Consider the following 18,853-nt stretch of genomic DNA (forward strand, 5'->3'; position numbering starts at 1 on the left):
AAGATTGATTGTATGGTGTTTTAATTGATATCAAAACGGGGAGTATATGGCATAACCCCGTTGAATTACAAAAATTGACCGTATCAGAGCTCGCCAAACGAGAGGCTTTCCTGTACGTAGGGGCCGGTCACTGCCTCTATCCCCACCGCATTCAAACTATCCAGCTCCTGCTGATCCTGTACTCCCTCGGCAATCGGCACGATACCCATGGTGCGTACCATCATGCAGAGGCCGCGCATCAGTGATTGCTGTTGTGGCCGTAAATGAATATCGCGGATTAGAGACGCATCAAACTTGATGTAATCCAGCCCCAGCTCGTGTAAGTCACCTAACTGCGCCAAGCGGGTGGCGACATGTTCCATCCCGACCATGCAACCCAGCGACTTGACCAGATGCACAAACTCCCTGAACTTAATAAAGTCACTAAACGCCGCTTCTTCTGCCACCTCAAAACTCAACCTGGCAGGTTGATTCACGGACAGGATCAAGGCCTGCAGCTTGTCACGGTAATCATCACTACGCATGGCCGCTGCCGAGACATTTACACTTAAATTGGCGTTGCTCTTGGCCAGCATATCGACGGCATACTCCAACGCAAGACCATCCAGCGTTTTGATCATATCGAGCTGGCTGGCCCAATCAATAAAGGCCCCCGCTGCCAGCCATTGATCGCCTTCATCAATATGCAAGCGCAAGGGGCATTCGTAGTGGAACAATTGTTGATGCCGCTGCATCACCGGATAGCAGGCGAGCTTGATTTGCTTTTGCTCAATTGCCTGCAGGAACTGCTGCTTCCACTGGTTCAGATAATTTTTTCTTGAGGTGACGATGCTATTGGCATTCATGACGCGCATCGGCAAGGCGGCCTGATCCTCAGCCAGGTCAAGAATAAATTGCATGACGCGGTAGATATCGGCAAAGTCGTCGCCTTTTTTGGTTTTGGTATGCGTCACGACAAACTGGAATTGCAGCATCTGCTGCGCGGCATTGAGTTTTTCCAGCACCAGTTTGAGCTCGGTCGCCACGGCGAAATCATCGACAGGCTGGCGACTGAAAATCCCGAAAACGCCCCCTGCCAGTCGGCCGCAAACCACATCAGGATAATGTGCCATCTGCTGCAACAGCGCATCGCCGATTTTTTTGATCAGCTGGTTGGTCACACTGTAGCCCATTTGCCGGTCGATGTCGGACAGGTTACGCATTTGTACCAGAATCAGCATACCCTCGACAAAACTGTCATTCTTGAGTGCCACCGATGCCGTGTTGGTGAAATGTGACTGGTTCATGAGACCGGTCACTTCGTCATAGTTGATTTGCTGGTTAAAAGTATTCAAGCGCTCGGACTCTGCCGTCACCATAGACTTGACGCGCTCGGATAAGGTGTTCATGGTGCGCACCAGCTTCTTGAACTCTTCCGTCTCCGGCTCGGCAATCGTAATGTATTTACGCTCACCCAAGGCTTCTGCCTGCCCAATGACTTCATCCAGTGGCCGCAAAATTTTCTTGAGCCATACGCCAGAAATCGCATAGCTCAACAAGGCGACCAGCAGTGTCCACAGCAAGGCATGACGAGACGTTTCCCACAGCTGGTCATACGCCAGCGAGGGCTCGCTTTCCATGATCAGGGTGCCATATTGCTGCCAACCTGACTGAATATTGGCAACGCCGGGTTGGATCTCAATTGACAATAAAGACTGGAACCAGCCCGGGGCCTCTGAATGGGGCGCACGATTCACGCGTTCTATCATGGTCTTGTTGTCAGGCGACACAATCGCAATGCGGCGATAGTGCCCCATGTCAAACTGGGCGCTGACGATCAGCTCAACCGTGACATTGTCTTTTTGAATATTGGAAAGTGTAATGGCCAGCCCGTTGGCATTATCGTTATTTTTTTTCTGTAGCTGCTCCGCCATATAGCGGTGGTCATTATAGACCCCCAGAAACAGACATCCGGCGGCCACCATCAAAATGATGGCCGAAATTGCAATACGTATTTGTTTGATTAATGACATCAGAAAGCCCTCTTACTTTCCTGGGGGGAGATTGGCAGCTGCCCGGTCCTTGTGCAGACTCTATGTGCAAGCCTAGCATCCTCACCCCATAATAACCATAGCTCTAACCATTTTTCCATCATTCCAATCCGTCCTGTCGCATCCGCGTCAACACATCTCGCCATTTTGAGATGTTGGTTGGCGAGCCCGCACGTACCGTCGGGTTATTCGCCACAAACAAACCCTTGTCGTTAAAACTGAAGACAGGCGCCAGGTCGCCCCGGCGCGAAGCCGGTAGCAATTCAAAATTGAGGTTATCCAGAATCAGTGGGTCGCTGTTAGGCGTGGCATAGTAAGCCAGCACCATGTGCGGGCGGATGGAGCCGCTAGGCATGCGTGCCCGAACATACGTGAGACGTAATTTATCCTGTGAAATACCCAGTTTCTTGAGCAAAATATATTTGACAATACTGAAGTCCTCGCAGTCCCCCGCCCCCTTGCCCAAGGTTTCGAGCGGGCTGGCCCAGTAATCCTCCATGCCCCACAACGTATAGTCGTCCACAAACAGCACGTGCTGATTGGTAAAATCATTGACCATGCCGACCTTGGTCATTTCGCCGGAGCCGGCAATCTGCGCAAACAGCTCATTCAGACGCATGACATTCTGATAAGCCTCTTCGCCGTAACGCTGGCGGACTTTCTCCAGCATCGCCAGCACATAATCATCCGCCTGGATCTGCGACCATAGCAGGCTGATTGCCAGGCATAGGCCTGTCAATACTCTGGCAAAGGTGGATGGCGTCAATTTCATGTCAGTTAAGGTTTTACAGGCAACGATTATGTCACGATGAAAAGAGACACAATTTAACAAACAAAATGGTTTTCATCGACAACTTCCGCGCGGTCTCATACACCCAATCACTCAAACATGACAGAGACAACAAAGACAAGTATGGACGGATTGGGTAAAATGCTGGTTTTTCGCATCTATTAAATTGTTTAACCATGACGTCACTCACCACGCTCAACGCACTCTCGCCGCTAGATGGCCGCTATCAATCAAAACTTGACCCCTTGCGTCCTTATTTCAGCGAGTATGCCCTGATCAAATATCGCGCGATGGTAGAGGTCGCCTGGTTAAAAGCGCTAAGTGCCGCCCCTGAGCTGGCTGAAATCGCGCCATTCAGCCCGACGACCATAGACGAACTGGATGCTGCGATTGCCGCATTCAGCGAAGCGGATGCCATGCAGGTCAAAGCCATCGAAGTACGTACCAATCACGATGTGAAAGCGCTGGAATACTGGCTCAAAGAGAAGTTTGACGGCAATCCTGAAATCAAGAAAGCCAGTGAATTTATCCATTTTGCCTGTACCTCAGAAGACATCAACAACCTGTCTCACGCCCTGATGCTGAAATCTGCGCGTGAAGCCGTCATGCAGCCTAACCTGCAGGCAGTCATTGCCCGCCTGACTGAGTTGGCGCAAGCGCTGGCTGAGCAACCGATGTTGTCCCGTACGCATGGTCAAACGGCCAGCCCTACCACCATGGGCAAAGAGCTGGCGAACGTGGTTTATCGCCTGCAACGCCAGTTGAAACAACTGCAAGCGAACGAAATTTTGGGCAAGATCAACGGTGCCGTGGGTAACTTCAATGCACATTTGTCTGCCTACCCTGATTTTGACTGGGAAAGCTTTGCCAAACGCTTTGTCGAGTCTCTGGGCCTGACGTACAACCCGCTGACCATCCAGATCGAGCCGCATGATTACATGGCTGAGATTTACGACACGCTGGCACGGATCAACACCATCCTGATTGACTTGAACCGCGACATCTGGGGCTATATCTCGGTGGGCTATTTCAAGCAAAAAGTCAAAGCGGGCGAAATCGGCTCTTCGACCATGCCACACAAGGTCAACCCGATTGATTTTGAAAACTCTGAAGGCAATCTGGGCCTGGCCAATGCAATCTTGCGTCACCTGGCCGAGAAACTGCCTATCTCACGCTGGCAGCGTGACCTGACCGACTCTACCGTATTGCGAAATATGGGCGTGGCCTTTGGTTATACGCTACTGGGGTATGACTCTTGCCTGCGCGGCCTGAATAAGCTGGAAATCAATCCGCAGCGCCTGCTGGAAGACCTGGACAATAGCTGGGAAGTACTGGCCGAGCCGATTCAAACCGTAATGCGCCGTTATGGCATTGAAAATCCTTATGAGCAACTCAAAGAGCTGACACGCGGTAAAGGCGGCATTAACAAACAATCGCTGCATGCTTTTATTGAGACCTTGCCGATTCCTGCCGAAGCCAAGCAGGCGTTGCTGGCAATGACCCCTGCAACTTATACCGGCAAGGCCAGTCAACTGGTTAAACATATTTAAATCGCCGTTGATTTGACCAGGGAACTCTTAGCGTACTTCATTCAACCATTTTCATTCAGGACATCTGCCCCGCAGCCGCTCTGGCGGCCTGGGCAGATGTCCTTGCTTCACCGTTTCATACAGCCCTGCTTCATTACCCCTCTGTGCCTGCTGAAAAACCGCTTGCGCGGCTTGATCAAATACGTTTTTCTTCTTCTCCCACTGTTATCGGCTTTGCCAGCGATTGCCGAAGAACCCTTATGGTTTGAGGTGCAAACCGACAATCGCTACCGCACGCGTTTTTTTATCAGCGGCAATCCATTACCGGCGCAGCAGTCCAAGCTGCGTGAGTTGCTGCAAAAACACTTGAGCATTCATGAGGCGATGTCCAACCCGCGCATGAATGCGAGCGAGTGGCAGCGACTCATCCAGAAAACCCCGCAGGAAATCAGCGACTTGCTCGCCACTGAAGGCTACTTTAAGACCCAAACCACCCTACGCCGACCAGACGCGACACAAGCCGAATTCCACCTCATGTTGCCGCCAGCGGCCGCCGTCAAGCAGGTCAACGTCAGCATCTCGGGGGAAGTGCAACAGCCTGCCTACCAGGCTACACTCGAGGCCGCGCAAAAAAGCTGGCCCTTACCGGTGAACAGCATCTTCACGCAAGCGGCCTGGACCAGCGCCAAGCGCGATATCCTTGCCGTTTTGCTAAGGGATCAATTTCCCAACGCAAAACTGACGCGCTCGCAAGCCCTGGTTGATCCGGCAACCCAGGCTGTCATGATTGAAATCGCGGTAGACTCTGGCCCGGCAGTCAAGGTGGGGCACGTGCTCATCCAGGGCTTGCAACATTACCCGGAATCCCTGCTCAGACCGCTGATTACACTCAAAACCGGGGCGCCCTACCGCCAGGAGGATCTGCTCACTTTACAGAACAGTTTTATGAGCACGGGCAAATTTAGAGCGGTCGATGTCATTGCCAAAACCGATCAACTCAACCCGGACAGGTCTGCCGACATCATGGTGACGGTCACCGAACTCGAGCAATATTCCATGCGTATCGGCACCGGCGCCAGTACCAATACCGGGGCCAGAGTAGTATTCAATTACACCAACCGCAACCTGTTTGAGCGCGGACTATTGTGGGACAGTAGCGTACGGCTTGAACAACGCTTACAGGCTGTGACCTCCAACATTACGTTCCTGACGGATGAGCAGGGCTATCGCGACAGCATTCAAAACAACCTGATCCGTACCGCTGTAGAAGGCCAGGTCACCACCGCCATCCAAAATGGGGTGCGCCGCTATTGGGGGCAGCCGACAAGCATAGAACAATTTGTCGGCGCCAACCTGTTGTATGAGTTTTTGACCGTAGACGGCGAAAATTCTCAGTTTAATAAAGCCGCAACCGTCGCCTATGGCTTTAATATGCGCAGACTCAACAATGCGCTGGCACCCACTAAAGGCTGGATTTTCAATACACAATTCCAGCTGGCCCCATTAGACAAACTGTCAGATGGTCGTTTTTTGCAATCGCAGGCCAGGTTACAGGCGTTTTACCCGTTGACGGAGTCTACCCAGTGGCTGGGCCGCATTGAAGTGGGCAGTATTACTGGCTCTGGCAGGGTGCCAGCGACTTATTTGTTCCGCGCCGGTGGCGACCAGTCGGTGCGCGGCTATGCCTTTCAGTCTTTAGGTGTGAAAGAGGCCGACGCCATTGTAGGCGGCCGCGTGCTGCTCACGGGCAGCAGTGAAATCGTGCAATGGCTCACCACCTCTTGGGGTGCTGCCGTGTTTGTCGATTTCGGCAATGCGGCCAACAGCTGGAAAGACTACGAACCTGTACTGGGCTATGGCCTGGGGGCCCGCTGGCGTAGCCCGATTGGCCCGGTCGGGGTGGATATTGCCCGTGGTCAGGAGACCGGTGAATACCGCCTGCATTTTAACCTGGGAGTGAATTTCTAATGTCACGCCTGCGCTACCTGCCGTCACTATTCAAACAATTTATAGCGCTGCTGCTTTGCCTGTCGATCATCATCACGCCGCAAATCGTGTGGGCGGCCAATATTCTGGTGCTCACCAGCCTGACCTCGTTTGAAACCGATTTGGGGAATGCGACACTGAGCGTGACCGGCATAGACTCGCATATGCAACTGACGGTCACGCCCCAGGGCAAACTCACCGTCTCTCAGTTTTCTGCCAAGCAGGTCACATTGCGTTACAAACCGGCAAACGAACAAGCACCGACAACCTCGCAGCCCCAGGCGCCCCTGCCTGCCCATATTCATATCCCCTTGCCGTTCTATCTGCATCTGGGACAGATTGAACAATTGACCATTATTCAAGGCCAGAGCATCACGCAGGTTTCGCATCTCCAGTTTGATCTGGATGCAGACAATACCGCCCTGCAATTTAATATCAGCCAGGCACACAGCCCCTGGGGCAACCTCAGCAGCCACTTTAAGATGCAGAATGCAGCGCCATTCAATTTAAGCGGCTGGCTGGACCTGCAGCAACCGCAAGGTGACCTGCCCTATCATTTGCGCATGACGCTGGCTGGTAATTTGACGCGACTGGAAATGACGGCTAATCATCATTACCAACCGGAGGCACGGCCATTCGCGCTGATTCCGGTTGAAATGTCCGGCCCAGAGCCATCGACCAAAGATGCTATTAATAAAAATCCTATCAATAAGCACCAGAAAATACTGGATACAGTGCAGTTGCAGGCCTCCATCGGCTTGGACGACCAGCGCCAAAGCCATCTCGCGTTTCACTTGCAACAGTTTCAAGCCAAACACCTGCATCCCCAGCTAGGCGGAGCCATGGATTTGAATATCGTCGCCGATGGTAGCCTGACCGAACAAGGGCTGGTCAACATCACCGTGGATGCCGGCAATAGCCGTTTGCAACAACAGCCGCTCATCCTCAAAGGGCAAGCGCAATTGCGTGGCAGTGTATTAAGCCTGCTGGATCTAAAAGCGCAGCTGGACCAGAATACACTCAGCATCCAAACCCAGCCACTGAGCCAGGCCAAGCCATGGTCAACGCAACAAACTCACTTGATCTGGCAAGCCAATCTGGCCTCGCTGGCACAGTTGATGCCGGGCTTTAGCGGCAAGCTGCAAGGCCAAGGCGACATTACCCAAGGAGAGGGCAGTTTTTCGACCTCGTATCATCTGTCAGGCACCCAACTGCAGCTGCCAAAAGGTTTATCCCTGGCGGGTCTGCAAGTCGACGGGCACTTTTCCAATCAATCACAGGCCACGCTGGACAACCAGATTCAGTTACAAGGCCTGTCGCAGCAAGATGCGCGTGGCATGGACAGCCCACCTATTGATGCCGAACTCAAGCTGAAGGGCAATTTGGACCAACACCAACTCACCTTCACTGTCACTGACAGCGATGCGCAACGACAAAGAAACTTGCTGCTGGCGCTCAATGGCCATTGGCAGGACAGCGGTTTGCAAAACCCGGGCTGGCAAGCCACCCTCACCCAATTACAGGATCAGGCGGGTAAAGTGTTTCAGCTTGAAAAACCGGCAGCCCTGACCTGGCAGCCTGAGCAGGGCTTTCAACTCAGAGATTTTATCTTAAAGGCCAAATCCGGCGGGCAATTGCAGGTAACAGCACTCCACTATCGCCCGCCCCAGGCGCCCAATGCGCGCACGCAGGCGCCAGGACAAGCCGTTGCATTGCATACACAAGGCGCGCTAGACCACTTTCCAGTGCAAGCGCTGCTTGGCTGGCTTGGCCAGGGCTCTGCGGAGGCACTGCCCGCCGACGCACTGCGGTTATCAGGTCAATGGTCACTGGCCCTGGACCAGCACCTGAACGGATCCTTGCATCTGGAGCGGTCTGACGGTGACTGGCAGATATTCGATACCACCGCCAACGCCTGGCAAGCGCTAGGCATACAAACATTGCAGGCAGACTGGCAAGCCAGCAACGACCGCATGCAGCTACAAGCTACGCTGCAATCCAACGGTGACGCGCAACGGGCGATTGACCTGCAATTTTCTGCGGCGACAGAAGTCACCCCCACCGCCGACGGGCTGGTGATCAAGAAAACCGCGCCGTTGCAGGCCATGCTCAAAGCACATCTGCCGCAATTAAACTGGCTCAATAAACTGCTGCCAGACACACAAGTGGGCGGGCAACTCAATATTCAAGCGGCAGCTCATGGCACCATTGCACAACCTAGCCTGCAAGGCAGCATGCAGGGCAGCGCATTATCGTTACAAGTACCATCTCAGGGCCTGTGGCTGGAGCAAGGCTCGCTCAATGCCACGCTTGCCACAGACCAGATACACCTCCAGCAATTGCACTTTGCTGGCAAAAGCGGTGAACTGAATGGCACTGGCGTGTTTCAGTTTAATCAGGAAGACTGGCAACTCAATGCCGCCTTGCAGCTAGACAAGCTACAGGCGCTGTCACGGGTAGATCGCTGGGTGCAATTAAGCGGCCAGACCAAGCTCAGTATGAATAGCCAGCAAACAACGATCAGCGGTAATCTCAAAATTCATAAAGGCTTGTTTGAGTTGCCCAAGGCGGACAAACCCACGCTGGATGAGGATGTCGTCATTGAATCCCCGCAAGCTCGGACGGAGACGGCCTCCAAACTATTTCTTCAATCATTTGCGCTGGATTTTGGCGATAAACCTACCGTGCTTCCGTTTAAGGAATCAGAACAGTTCATGCTCAGGGGTCAGGGCCTGAATGCCGCCTTGAGTGGCAAGTTGCAACTCAACGGCCTGCTGGATGCACTCAGCGCCACCGGCACACTGGACCTCACCGGCACCTATCTCGCCTACGGCCAATCGCTGAATATTGAAACCGGACGGCTGATTTTTAGTGGCAAACTGCCCAATATCGGTCTCGATGTGCTGGCGACCCGGCAAGTGGACACTACCAAGGTTGGGATTCAGATTAATGGCAGCCTGCAAACGCCGCGCCTGAAACTGGTCTCCACACCGGAAACCAGCAATGAAAACAAAGTCGCGCTACTGGTGCTGGGCCAACCCATGTCTCAAGTTGGCAGCAGCGACCTCGCCCTGCTGTCTGTCGCAGCGGGCGCCCTGCTGTCGCAAGGCGACTCGGTCTCGTTACAAACCCGTTTGGCGCAAGCCGTGGGGCTGGACAGCATCGATGTCCGCGGCAGTGGCCCGACCAATTATGCCGTCAGCGTCGGCAAACGCATTAACCGCAATCTGGTGGTCGGCTATGAAAAAAGCATTGTCGGCCTGTTAAATGTTGGTAAACTGACCTACCAACTCACCAAGCGCATTTCCATTGAAACCAGGACAGGTTCAGAGAATGCAATGGATGTGTTTTATGGTTTTAGTTTTGACTAGACGGCTGACTGACGCATGCATACAGATAAACCCAACCCGAGATTAGCGGTGCTGATTGATGCGGACAACACGTTTAACGTCATCCCCATCATTGATGCGCTGTTTGAAGAAATTTCCAAATTTGGCGATGCCAGCATCCGCCGCATTTATGGTGACTGGACGCAACACCAACTGAGCCGCTGGAAAGAAGTGCTGCCCAAGCATGCCATCCAGCCCATGCAGCAATATGCCAACACCAAGGGTAAAAATGCCACAGACAGCGCCCTCATTATTGATGCGATGGATTTACTGTATACCGCACCGCTGGATGGCGTCTGCATCGTGTCGAGTGACAGTGACTTTACCAGGCTGGCGATCCGCTTCCGTGAGTCAGGCAAATCGGTATATGGCTTTGGTGAGGCCAAAACGCCCGAATCATTGCGTGCCGCCTGTAACCGCTTTGTGTTTATCGAGATTCTTTCCCAAGACAAAAAAGCCGATACCGATGAATCAGCCGCTGTCATGGACAAGAGCACTGCGGACAAACCAGATACGCTGAGCAAGCAAGCAACGGCAATCGCTGAACCGTTGTTGCTAAGCCCCACCGTCAAGAAAACCTCACAACAACTGGCCATGGATGCCAAGCTGGTGTCTCTGACGCGATCCGCCATAGAAGCGCTTTCGGAAGATGACGGCTTTGCCAACCTCAGTGAGGTCAAAAAACATATGATTAAAAACTATTCTGCGTTTGACTCCAGAAACTATGGATATGCTAAATTTAGCGAGTTGATTCAATCCATCGGGCTGTTTGAGCTGGATCACAAAAAGCAGCACGTTAAAGACAAACGAAAAAAATGACAGAAATTCTGATTCTTTATTACTCTCAAGGCGGTGCCGTGCGCGAGCTGGCACAACAGATTGCACGCGGCGTAGAGAGCGTACCCGGGGCCCAGGCACGGCTGCGCACTGTGCCCAAAGTCTCGGCCAACTGTGAGGCCACCGAGCCCGAGATCCCAACCAGTGGGGCGCCCTATGCCACACTGCAAGATCTCGAAGAATGTGCCGGACTGGCACTAGGCAGCCCAACACGGTTTGGCAATATGGCTGCCCCAATGAAATATTTTCTCGATGGCACCTCCGGGCTCTGGCTCAAAGGCGCGCTGATTGGCAAACCGGCGGCCGTGTTCACCTCCAGTGGCTCCATGCACGGCGGCAATGAAATGACTTTGATGACCATGATGATCCCGCTGCTGCACCATGGCATGCTATTGATGGGCTTACCATATTCCGAGCCGCAATTGGGGACGACTAAAACCGGTGGCACCCCGTATGGTGCCAGTCATATCGGCGGCGCGATGGATGATCAGCCCTTGTCTGACGATGAGAAGAAATTATGTCTGGCCTTGGGCAAACGTCTGGCCCACACCGCGCTCAAATTGCAATAATCGTTTTTTAGGGAATTTTAAGTATGTCTGATGCACCCATCCCGAAATCATTGGCTCGTGAAGCCCGTCAATTCTTGTTTTCAACCCGTCATGCCATTTTGTCGACGCATTCGATGAAGTATCCCGGCTTTCCGTTTGGCTCGGTGGCACCGTTTGTCTGCAACCAGCAGGCAGAGCCGGTGGTTCTGATCAGCACGATTGCCGAACATACAAAAAATATTCTCGAAAACGCCAAAGTCTCTTTACTGGTGTTTTCCGGGGCTGAAGACTTGCAAGCCAACGCGCGCCTGACATTGATGGGTGAAGCCATGCCTTGCGACAAGCAGGATGCCGATTTGCGCGCCCGCTACCTGCGCTATTTGCCACAGGCAGCCAGCTACTTTGATATGCATGACTTTCATTTTTACCGCATTCAGGTGGAGCATGTGCGCTACATTGCCGGCTTTGGCCGCATGGGCTGGTTTGAAGGCTCGGCGCTCAACGAAGGGCTGGGCGAGAGCATGCTCGCCGCGCAAGAAGCGGGCATCGTCGCCCATATGAACGAGGACCACAAGGATAGCCTGCTGCAGTATTGCAAGCATGTTCATAACATCACCGCCGACCATGCAGAAATGATAGGCCTGGATGCTGAAGGGTTTGATGTGCAATATCATCAGGGTGAAGAAACACAAGGGTTATTGCGGTTTGCCTTTGAGCAGCCGGTATTGAACGCCATGGATGCGCGCAAAGCCTTGGTAGCCTTGTCTCAAGCGTGTAAAGCATGATCGCGCGCTGGTTGATGGTCAGTCGCTGGGTCGCCAGCGTCAGCTTGATTGCGCTGATTGTATTGTGTCTGGGGTGGGAGATTTTATGGGCGCCCTTGCGGGCTGGTGGCAGCTTGCTGTTTTTAAAAGTCTTGCCGCTGTTGGGCCCGTTATTCGGCATTTTGCGTGGCAAGCGTTATACCTACCAATGGTCAGGCATGCTGATTCTGTTTTACTTTACCGAGGGCGTGGTGCGGACATGGTCAGAGACAGGGCTCAGCCAGTGGCTGGCGCTGGCAGAGGTCATCTTCAGCGCATTGTTTTTTGCCAGCGTCGTCACCTATGCCAAATTTAGCGGTAGCCGCTATCAGGCCGCTTGACCAACATTGCCTCACCGCCTGGGTTGGCCATTTTTGCTGTAAATTCTTTGTTGAATCCACGCTGACAAGCTCGGTAAACCTTATATAATATCGGGCATGAAAATCCTGTTATCTAATGACGATGGCTATCTTGCGCCCGGCCTCAATGTCCTGGCCGCGCATTTGAGCAAAATAGCCGAAATCACCGTGGTCGCGCCCGAGCGTAACCGCAGTGGTGCCAGCAACTCACTTACCCTGGACAGACCTTTAAGTGTCAAACAAGCCGCCAATGGCTTTTTTTATGTCAATGGCACCCCCACCGACTGCGTACACATTGCCCTGACGGGCCTCATGCAGGAAATGCCGGACATGGTGATCAGTGGTATCAATGATGGCGCCAATATGGGCGACGATACCATTTACTCTGGCACCGTAGCTGCAGCGACTGAGGGGTATTTACTGGGCATTCCTTCTTTTGCCATTTCGATGTCACAACATCAGGCACTGCACTTTGAAACGGCGGCCAAGATCGTGGTGGACCTGGTCCAGCAATACAACCACAGCGAGTTTACCGAGCCAACCTTGTTAAACATCAATGTGCCAGATGTACCATTTGAAGCAATCAAAGGTAAAAAAATCACGCGACTGGGCAAACGTCACAAGGCCGAACCCGTCATTCAACTGCAAACCCCCAGAGGCGAAACCGTTTACTGGGTAGGTGCCGCGGGCCAGCCGAATGACGGCGGTGAAGGGACTGACTTTCACGCCGTGGCCGAAGGCTATGTCTCCATTTCACCCATACAGGTAGATTTAACCAAACACTCTCAAATTGCCACCCTGCAGCAATGGCTGCAAAGCAAGCAATAAGTCATCAAGAATTCAGTGACATGGCGATTCCAAGAACATCACACAAAACCGGTATCGGAATGACCTCTTCGCGGACACGCGAGCGCATGTTGACGCGCCTGCGTGAGCAAGGTATTCAGGATGAAGTGGTCATAGCGGCCATGGCAGAGATTCCTCGCCATATCTTCGTCGATGAAGCACTGTCTATCCGCGCCTATGAGGACGTTTCATTGCCGATTGGTTACGGTCAGACTATTTCGCAGCCATATATCGTGGCCAAAATGACGCAAATTCTGCGCAATGGCAAACCATTGAACAAAGTGCTTGAGATTGGCACGGGTTGCGGCTACCAGACCGCCGTGTTGTCGCGCGTGAGCACCGACGTCTACTCACTGGAACGCATCCGGCCGCTGGTGATGAAAGCCAGAAACCATCTGCGCACTTTGAAATGTACCAATGTCAAACTGGACCATGCCGACGGCAGCCTGGGCCTCAAGGATTATGGCCCGTTTGATGCCATTATGGTCACCGCGGCGGCCAGCCATGTGCCGCCTGAGCTGGTCGAACAATTAGCCGTCGGTGGCCGCATGGTCATCCCGGTCGGCACCACCGACCAGGTACTGCATTTAATTGAACGTACCGCCCAGGGAATTCAGCAAACCGCGCTGGAATCCGTGAAGTTTGTCCCATTGCTAGGAGGCACTGCTTTATCATGAATCTACGCACCTTGCTGACCGCGTGCGGAACCGCCTGTACACTTGCTGCCTGTGCCCTCAACTCTCCCATGCCGCGCGCACCGGTGGTCACCAGCGTGTCACCTGCGCCAGAAAGCAAACCGGCTGCGCCGGTCAGCGTGGGGGCGAATCAGTACCTGGTACAAAAAGGCGATACGCTCTACAGTATCGGCCGCAAATTTGGCATCCCGTTCATGAAGCTGGCCGAGTTTAACCAGCTGCAAGCGCCGTATGAGATTCATGTCGGCCAGGTCCTCAACCTGACCGCAAAAAGCGGCACCAGCGCAACAAACAATAAAGCCACCGATCCCGCAGGCGCGGATGATGCTGAAGTCGTCACCTCGGCGATCAGCAGACCAGACATGAGCGCGACCCCAGAGGCTGCAAGCACGGCCAATGCCGCACCAGGGCTGCAGGCCACCACAGAGGGCGAAAAATCCGCAGCCCCCTTAGACCTCGAAGCCATCAACGACAGCGACATTCAATGGCAGTGGCCGCTGGCAGGCAAAGTGAGTGCAGGGTTTGACGTACAAACCAATAAAGGCTTGAACATCACGGGGAGCGCTGGTCAGGCGGTCAATGCCGCAGGCGCGGGGAAAGTGATTTATAGCGGCATGGATGTGCGTGGCTATGGCAAGCTGATTATCGTCAAACACAACAGCAACCTGCTCTCTGTCTATGCGCACCAGGGCAACTCACTGGTCAAAGAGGGCGTGTTTGTGACCCAAGGTGAAAAACTCGCCACCCTGCCCGCCCCGGCCAATAACAAACTGCCTGTGCTGCATTTTGAAATCCGGCAAAAAGGCAAACCGGTAGACCCGGCCACGTATTTACCGAGTACGCCGGCCACCGCCAGCAGCCATTAAGCCAAGCACGGTCGGCATGCCTCGACCGCTGGCAGGTTAAACTATGCAGGTCACTCAGCAAAGGAGCTGGTATGGACCCCAACCGCTACAGCAAAAACCGCGATATCCGACCAGACAGCGGATGGAAAATTCTGCAGGCGGTGCTGACGCTAGGCCTGGTGCTTTGCGGCCTGGTCGGGATCGCTGTCCATCTATTCAGCAGTGAGTCACGCCCGACTGACTGGTTGCAATGGCTGATGGCCAGTCCGATGAATATGGTGCTAGCGGTCGTCACCCTGCTGGCTCTGTTTGTGTTTCACCGCTATATCAGCCACCTGAGCAACCAGCAGCGCCGCTCAGCCAGTGACTTTCCTGTTTATGTCATGATGCTGTTAGGCACTTATTTTATCTACCAACTGCTAACTACAGGTCATTGGTAGACGCCTGCTAGCGCCCCAGTCTAACCAGATCAAAATCCAACCAGATTAAGGCCCAACCAGATCAAGCCGTTTTGCGCAGGCTGCCGGCCTGCACATGGCAACGGTTCATACCACTAAAAATGGCCTTGATCGAAGCAGTGACGATATTGGTATCCATCCCCACACCGTAACACACCTTGCCCTGACACGCGACCTCGACAAACGCGCAGGCCATCGCCTCACCAGCAGACGGGCTGGCCCCTAGCGAACGCTCTTCAAAACTGCGCACCTGTACCTCAATGCCCATATGTTGCAGGGCATGAATCGCCGCATCCACCGGCCCGTTGCCTTGCCCACTGGCGATGGCGGGCACGCCATTGACCGCCATATGCATGCGGATCGCCTGGCCCTGGGCATGACTTTCCAGCTGATAGTCCTGCATATGCATAGGCATCACCGTAGACACATAGTGAGCATTAAACAGCTGCCACAGGGTCTCAGGCCCCACCTCGCTGCCGTGTTGGTCGGTATATTGCTGCACCACGGCAGAAAATTCGACCTGCATGCGTCTGGGCATCACCACCCCATAATGACTCTCAAGCAGATAAGCCACGCCGCCTTTGCCTGACTGGCTATTCACCCGGATAATCGAATCATAATTGCGACCCACATCCTTGGGGTCTATCGGCAGGTAAGGCATATTCCAGGGCGCATCGGCAGGCTGCGACTGTCTTGCCGCGAATCCCTTTTTAATCGCATCCTGATGCGAACCAGAAAACGCAGTAAACACCAGATCGCCCGCATAAGGGTGGCGCGGGTGAATCTCAATCTGCGTACACTCCTCCACCGTCCGGCCAATCGCATCAATGTCGGAAAAATCCAGGCCAGGATGCACACCTTGCGAATACATATTCAGCGCCACAGTCACCAGATCCACGTTGCCCGTGCGTTCCCCATGCCCAAACAGGCAGCCTTCCACGCGATCCGCCCCGGCCATGATGCCCAGCTCAGTCGCCGCCACTGCCGTGCCGCGATCATTGTGTGGATGCAGGCTCAGAATCACGCTGTCGCGATGCGCCAGATGTCTATGCATCCACTCAATCTGGTCGGCATACACATTCGGCGTGGCCACTTCCACCGTCGCCGGCAGGTTGATAATGATCTTGCGCTCAGGCGTTGCCTCCCAGGCCTCAGTGACTGCGTCGCACACCTCTTTGGAAAATTCAAGCTCGGTCGCCGTGAACGTCTCCGGGCTATATTGCATCACGACTTCGGTCTCAGGCATCTCGGCGGCCAGTGCGTTTACCAGACGCACCGCGTCCACGGCCATCGCCTTGACCTCTGCCTTCGTCATATTAAACACCACATCCCTAAACGTTGGCGAAATCGCGTTATACACATGCACAATCACCCGACGCGCGCCACGGACGGACTCCATCGTACGGCGGATCAGATGCTCACGCGCCTGCGTCAGCACCTCTATGGTCACATCCTCGGGAATCTGCCTTTCTTCAATCAGGCTACGCACAAAGTTGAAATCGGTTTGCGAGGCCGAAGGAAACGCCACTTCAATTTCCTTAAAGCCCATCTGGCACAGCATCTTGAACATACGGCGCTTTTTATCCGCATCCATCGGCTCAAACAGCGACTGATTACCATCGCGCAGATCGGTACTCATCCAGATCGGCGGTTGCGTGATCACTGCATTCGGCCATTGACGGTCCGGCAGATGAACGGGAGGAAAAGCCTGATATTTATGTGCGGATTGTGTCTGCATGTTGTGCTCCAGAAGAGATGTTTTTGACAAGACACATGATAAAGACTTTGCAAAAAATTAAATTGCTAATTCAATCAAAAAACGCATTAATTAAAAATAATATTTCAATAAAATAAAATATTTTGTAATATTATTTCAACATTAAAATATTAAATGAAATAACCATGAAATTAGACCGTTTTGACAAAGCCATTTTAAACATCCTGCAAACCGAAGGCCATATCAGCAACCAGGACCTCGCCGACCGTATTGGCCTCTCCCCAGCCCCCTGCCTGCGCCGGGTCAAAGCGCTCGAACACGCCGGGCTAATCCTCGGCTATCAAGCGCTGGTAGACGCGAAAAAGCTAGGCCTAAGCCTGATGGCGCTCATCGGTATCTCCATGGATCAACACACACCAGAACGCTTCGCCAATTTTGAAAGCAGCATTACACAAATCCCCGAAGTGTTGGAATGCCTTCTAATCACCGGCCAGCAGTCTGACTACTTGCTGAAAGTGGTAGTGAAGGACATGGACGACTACCAACACCTGCTACTGCATAAAATCACCAAGATTGCAGGCGTCACCGGGGTGCATACGAGTTTTGTATTGAGAAATGTGGTGGCTCGGGCGAAAGTGCCAGTGGAATAACTCTTGAGCTGGAGAAAGTGGTTGGTTTTTAAAGTTTTTAACAATATCAGCTGCCCATTCCCCCTGCTCAGTGAGTGACTCATCACAATGAAGTGAGAACAAAGGTCTTTTAGTTTTTATCATCGTCAATCTTTGATACCTAACGTTTGAGTAAGGGGCGCGCTTTAGCGCGTCCCACTTGATGGATGGGTTAGGCATTAAGCTTTTGCAATAGCAGACTTCTTGTTTCATCTCTTTTGTTTGATAAATCAATATATCTCGTTCCACTGTCGTTTGTGAAGTCAAAGGACTTTCCAACGCCCTTCTCATCGTATGAATAGTCGTACCAAGCTTGATAGTCTTTGAAGAATTGAACCAATATTTCATAAATATCACTATTGGACTTAGATATTTCAATACCTAACTCACCAATTGATTTCCACTCGGCTTCTTTAATTCCAAGCCTTTGCGCAACGTTAACCACAACATATTGGTAAAAGCTTGCTAAATCGTGTTTTGTGAACTCAAACATCTTTTCTCCCATTTGCCTAACGTTTGAATTAAGGGGCACGCTTTAGCGTGTCCCGCTTGAATGATGGGTTGGGCGTTTATTGTTCATATGCCCTTTTACAGGTACTGATTGCGTTATTGTCACTGAAAGCTTCGCTATCTAGTGCCCAGCCACTTTTGTAAGGGGATTGGCTGTTTTTAATCTTTAACCACCTTTCGATTGTAGGTTTCTTTATGATTGAAAAAGCGCTGGGGTCGAATATGGGCAACCCACCCTCGACTGCTTTTCCAGCATACCAAGCGTGGGCGTAGTCAATCTCCCATTCAGCCAAAACATAAACTTCTGTTCCAACAGACAATTTTAAGTAATTGTTTTCAAAATCACCCACGACTTTAGCCACTCCAGGCTTTATAACAATATCAACAGCTTCAACCACGCTAACCTTTTCTTTGCGACTTAACTTTGCAACAACCTTTGATTTTTTTGATGTTGAGCTGTAAATAACTGAGGGTTGTTGCATTAAAACAGTAACAGGATTGAGACAGATATTCCAAAACTGCGGAACTGAGTAATTATTTTGAGGAGCATTACCCAGCGGAGCCGCACCAGTGATTAAGGGTATGAAAAGTAATAGTATTACCGTAAAAAATCTACGAATATCAATCGAGACCATTCTAGACGCCCAACAGTAATTATAGAGACCCATGGGTCTCTATATTAAGAATTGGATATTTGATATACATGGCTGGAATCCATTGCTCTTTCTTGGTTTTAATATTTATGCGTCTCCTTATTAAATTACTAATATAGAGACAGAGCGTTACTGTTTTAGTGATTGTAGACGATAGGATCAAACTTTCAACTTGTTCTGCGACATACAA

17 protein-coding genes are annotated in these 18,853 nt (G+C 52.3%); 12 read left to right on the top strand and 5 right to left on the bottom strand.

Annotated features, from left to right (window positions below; translation table 11 throughout):
* Positions 1-83: 83 nt before the first annotated feature.
* Together GOC95_RS09285 and GOC95_RS09290 are read right to left on the bottom strand one after the other, a co-directional pair.
* A complete protein-coding gene (locus tag GOC95_RS09285; protein ID WP_275356805.1) occupies positions 84-2,012 on the bottom strand; it encodes an EAL domain-containing protein in 1,929 nt (642 codons plus the stop codon).
* A gap of 118 nt (positions 2,013-2,130) precedes the next feature.
* A complete protein-coding gene (locus tag GOC95_RS09290; RefSeq protein WP_194746990.1) occupies positions 2,131-2,802 on the bottom strand; it encodes a transglutaminase-like cysteine peptidase in 672 nt (223 codons plus the stop codon).
* Positions 2,803-2,996: 194 nt separating this feature from the next.
* On the opposite strand from GOC95_RS09290, the gene purB reads away from it, so the two are divergent.
* From purB to GOC95_RS09345, 11 genes are all read left to right on the top strand, one after another.
* The gene (gene purB, locus GOC95_RS09295) at positions 2,997-4,370 is read left to right on the top strand and encodes an adenylosuccinate lyase (protein ID WP_275356807.1); all 1,374 of its coding nucleotides are present in this window, start codon (positions 2,997-2,999) and stop codon (positions 4,368-4,370) included.
* 102 nt (positions 4,371-4,472) lie between these two features.
* Positions 4,473-6,317, top strand: a complete 1,845-nt coding sequence (locus GOC95_RS09300; RefSeq protein WP_275356809.1) for an autotransporter assembly complex family protein — start codon at positions 4,473-4,475, stop codon at positions 6,315-6,317.
* A complete protein-coding gene (locus GOC95_RS09305) occupies positions 6,317-9,706 on the top strand; it encodes a translocation/assembly module TamB domain-containing protein (RefSeq protein WP_275356810.1) in 3,390 nt (1,129 codons plus the stop codon). Before GOC95_RS09300 ends, GOC95_RS09305 begins: the two co-directional genes overlap by 1 nt.
* Before the next feature lie 15 nt (positions 9,707-9,721).
* On the top strand, positions 9,722-10,543 hold the full coding sequence (locus GOC95_RS09310; RefSeq protein ID WP_275356811.1) for an NYN domain-containing protein: 822 nt from the start codon (positions 9,722-9,724) through the stop codon (positions 10,541-10,543).
* Positions 10,540-11,130, top strand: a complete 591-nt coding sequence (wrbA, locus tag GOC95_RS09315; RefSeq protein ID WP_275356812.1) for an NAD(P)H:quinone oxidoreductase — start codon at positions 10,540-10,542, stop codon at positions 11,128-11,130. The genes GOC95_RS09310 and wrbA overlap by 4 nt, the downstream gene beginning before the upstream one ends.
* A gap of 23 nt (positions 11,131-11,153) precedes the next feature.
* A complete protein-coding gene (locus tag GOC95_RS09320; RefSeq protein ID WP_275356813.1) occupies positions 11,154-11,894 on the top strand; it encodes a DUF2470 domain-containing protein in 741 nt (246 codons plus the stop codon).
* Positions 11,891-12,253, top strand: coding sequence for a DUF2069 domain-containing protein (locus GOC95_RS09325; protein WP_275356814.1), 363 nt, complete (start codon positions 11,891-11,893; stop codon positions 12,251-12,253). The genes GOC95_RS09320 and GOC95_RS09325 overlap by 4 nt, the downstream gene beginning before the upstream one ends.
* 96 nt (positions 12,254-12,349) lie before the next feature.
* On the top strand, positions 12,350-13,099 hold the full coding sequence (surE, locus tag GOC95_RS09330) for a 5'/3'-nucleotidase SurE (RefSeq protein WP_275356815.1): 750 nt from the start codon (positions 12,350-12,352) through the stop codon (positions 13,097-13,099).
* Between the two features lie 20 nt (positions 13,100-13,119).
* On the top strand, positions 13,120-13,794 hold the full coding sequence (locus tag GOC95_RS09335) for a protein-L-isoaspartate(D-aspartate) O-methyltransferase (RefSeq protein ID WP_194746997.1): 675 nt from the start codon (positions 13,120-13,122) through the stop codon (positions 13,792-13,794).
* Positions 13,791-14,678, top strand: coding sequence for a peptidoglycan DD-metalloendopeptidase family protein (locus GOC95_RS09340; RefSeq protein ID WP_275356816.1), 888 nt, complete (start codon positions 13,791-13,793; stop codon positions 14,676-14,678). The genes GOC95_RS09335 and GOC95_RS09340 overlap by 4 nt, the downstream gene beginning before the upstream one ends.
* Before the next feature lie 71 nt (positions 14,679-14,749).
* The gene (locus GOC95_RS09345) at positions 14,750-15,097 is read left to right on the top strand and encodes a hypothetical protein (protein WP_275356817.1); all 348 of its coding nucleotides are present in this window, start codon (positions 14,750-14,752) and stop codon (positions 15,095-15,097) included.
* A 61-nt stretch (positions 15,098-15,158) separates the two neighbouring features.
* Here GOC95_RS09345 and leuA read toward each other — a convergent pair whose 3' ends face one another.
* A complete protein-coding gene (gene leuA, locus GOC95_RS09350) occupies positions 15,159-16,853 on the bottom strand; it encodes a 2-isopropylmalate synthase (RefSeq protein WP_275356818.1) in 1,695 nt (564 codons plus the stop codon).
* Between the two features lie 164 nt (positions 16,854-17,017).
* Here leuA and GOC95_RS09355 point away from each other — a divergent pair, with 164 nt between their 5' ends.
* Positions 17,018-17,482, top strand: coding sequence for an Lrp/AsnC family transcriptional regulator (locus GOC95_RS09355; protein ID WP_275356819.1), 465 nt, complete (start codon positions 17,018-17,020; stop codon positions 17,480-17,482).
* A 190-nt stretch (positions 17,483-17,672) separates the two neighbouring features.
* Here the strand turns inward: GOC95_RS09355 and GOC95_RS09360 are convergent, their stop codons facing one another.
* A complete protein-coding gene (locus tag GOC95_RS09360) occupies positions 17,673-17,993 on the bottom strand; it encodes a hypothetical protein (RefSeq protein ID WP_275356820.1) in 321 nt (106 codons plus the stop codon).
* A gap of 76 nt (positions 17,994-18,069) precedes the next feature.
* Entirely contained in the window at positions 18,070-18,645 is a 576-nt protein-coding gene (locus GOC95_RS09365) for a hypothetical protein (protein ID WP_275356821.1), read from the bottom strand.
* Positions 18,646-18,853 lie beyond the last annotated feature (208 nt).

Source organism: Methylophilus sp. YYY-1, assembly GCF_029132825.1.
Taxonomy (GTDB): domain Bacteria; phylum Pseudomonadota; class Gammaproteobacteria; order Burkholderiales; family Methylophilaceae; genus Methylophilus; species Methylophilus glucosoxydans.

Coding starts and splice junctions, on each gene's coding strand:
- GOC95_RS09305 (WP_275356810.1), top strand. CDS start 6,317: ATGTCACGCCTGCGCTACCTGCCGTCACTATTCAAACAATTTATAGCG.
- GOC95_RS09285 (WP_275356805.1), bottom strand. CDS start 2,012: ATGTCATTAATCAAACAAATACGTATTGCAATTTCGGCCATCATTTTG.
- GOC95_RS09325 (WP_275356814.1), top strand. CDS start 11,891: ATGATCGCGCGCTGGTTGATGGTCAGTCGCTGGGTCGCCAGCGTCAGC.
- purB (WP_275356807.1), top strand. CDS start 2,997: ATGACGTCACTCACCACGCTCAACGCACTCTCGCCGCTAGATGGCCGC.
- GOC95_RS09290 (WP_194746990.1), bottom strand. CDS start 2,802: ATGAAATTGACGCCATCCACCTTTGCCAGAGTATTGACAGGCCTATGC.
- GOC95_RS09310 (WP_275356811.1), top strand. CDS start 9,722: ATGCATACAGATAAACCCAACCCGAGATTAGCGGTGCTGATTGATGCG.
- GOC95_RS09335 (WP_194746997.1), top strand. CDS start 13,120: ATGGCGATTCCAAGAACATCACACAAAACCGGTATCGGAATGACCTCT.
- GOC95_RS09320 (WP_275356813.1), top strand. CDS start 11,154: ATGTCTGATGCACCCATCCCGAAATCATTGGCTCGTGAAGCCCGTCAA.
- GOC95_RS09355 (WP_275356819.1), top strand. CDS start 17,018: ATGAAATTAGACCGTTTTGACAAAGCCATTTTAAACATCCTGCAAACC.
- wrbA (WP_275356812.1), top strand. CDS start 10,540: ATGACAGAAATTCTGATTCTTTATTACTCTCAAGGCGGTGCCGTGCGC.
- GOC95_RS09360 (WP_275356820.1), bottom strand. CDS start 17,993: ATGTTTGAGTTCACAAAACACGATTTAGCAAGCTTTTACCAATATGTT.
- leuA (WP_275356818.1), bottom strand. CDS start 16,853: ATGCAGACACAATCCGCACATAAATATCAGGCTTTTCCTCCCGTTCAT.
- GOC95_RS09365 (WP_275356821.1), bottom strand. CDS start 18,645: ATGGTCTCGATTGATATTCGTAGATTTTTTACGGTAATACTATTACTT.
- GOC95_RS09340 (WP_275356816.1), top strand. CDS start 13,791: ATGAATCTACGCACCTTGCTGACCGCGTGCGGAACCGCCTGTACACTT.
- GOC95_RS09345 (WP_275356817.1), top strand. CDS start 14,750: ATGGACCCCAACCGCTACAGCAAAAACCGCGATATCCGACCAGACAGC.
- surE (WP_275356815.1), top strand. CDS start 12,350: ATGAAAATCCTGTTATCTAATGACGATGGCTATCTTGCGCCCGGCCTC.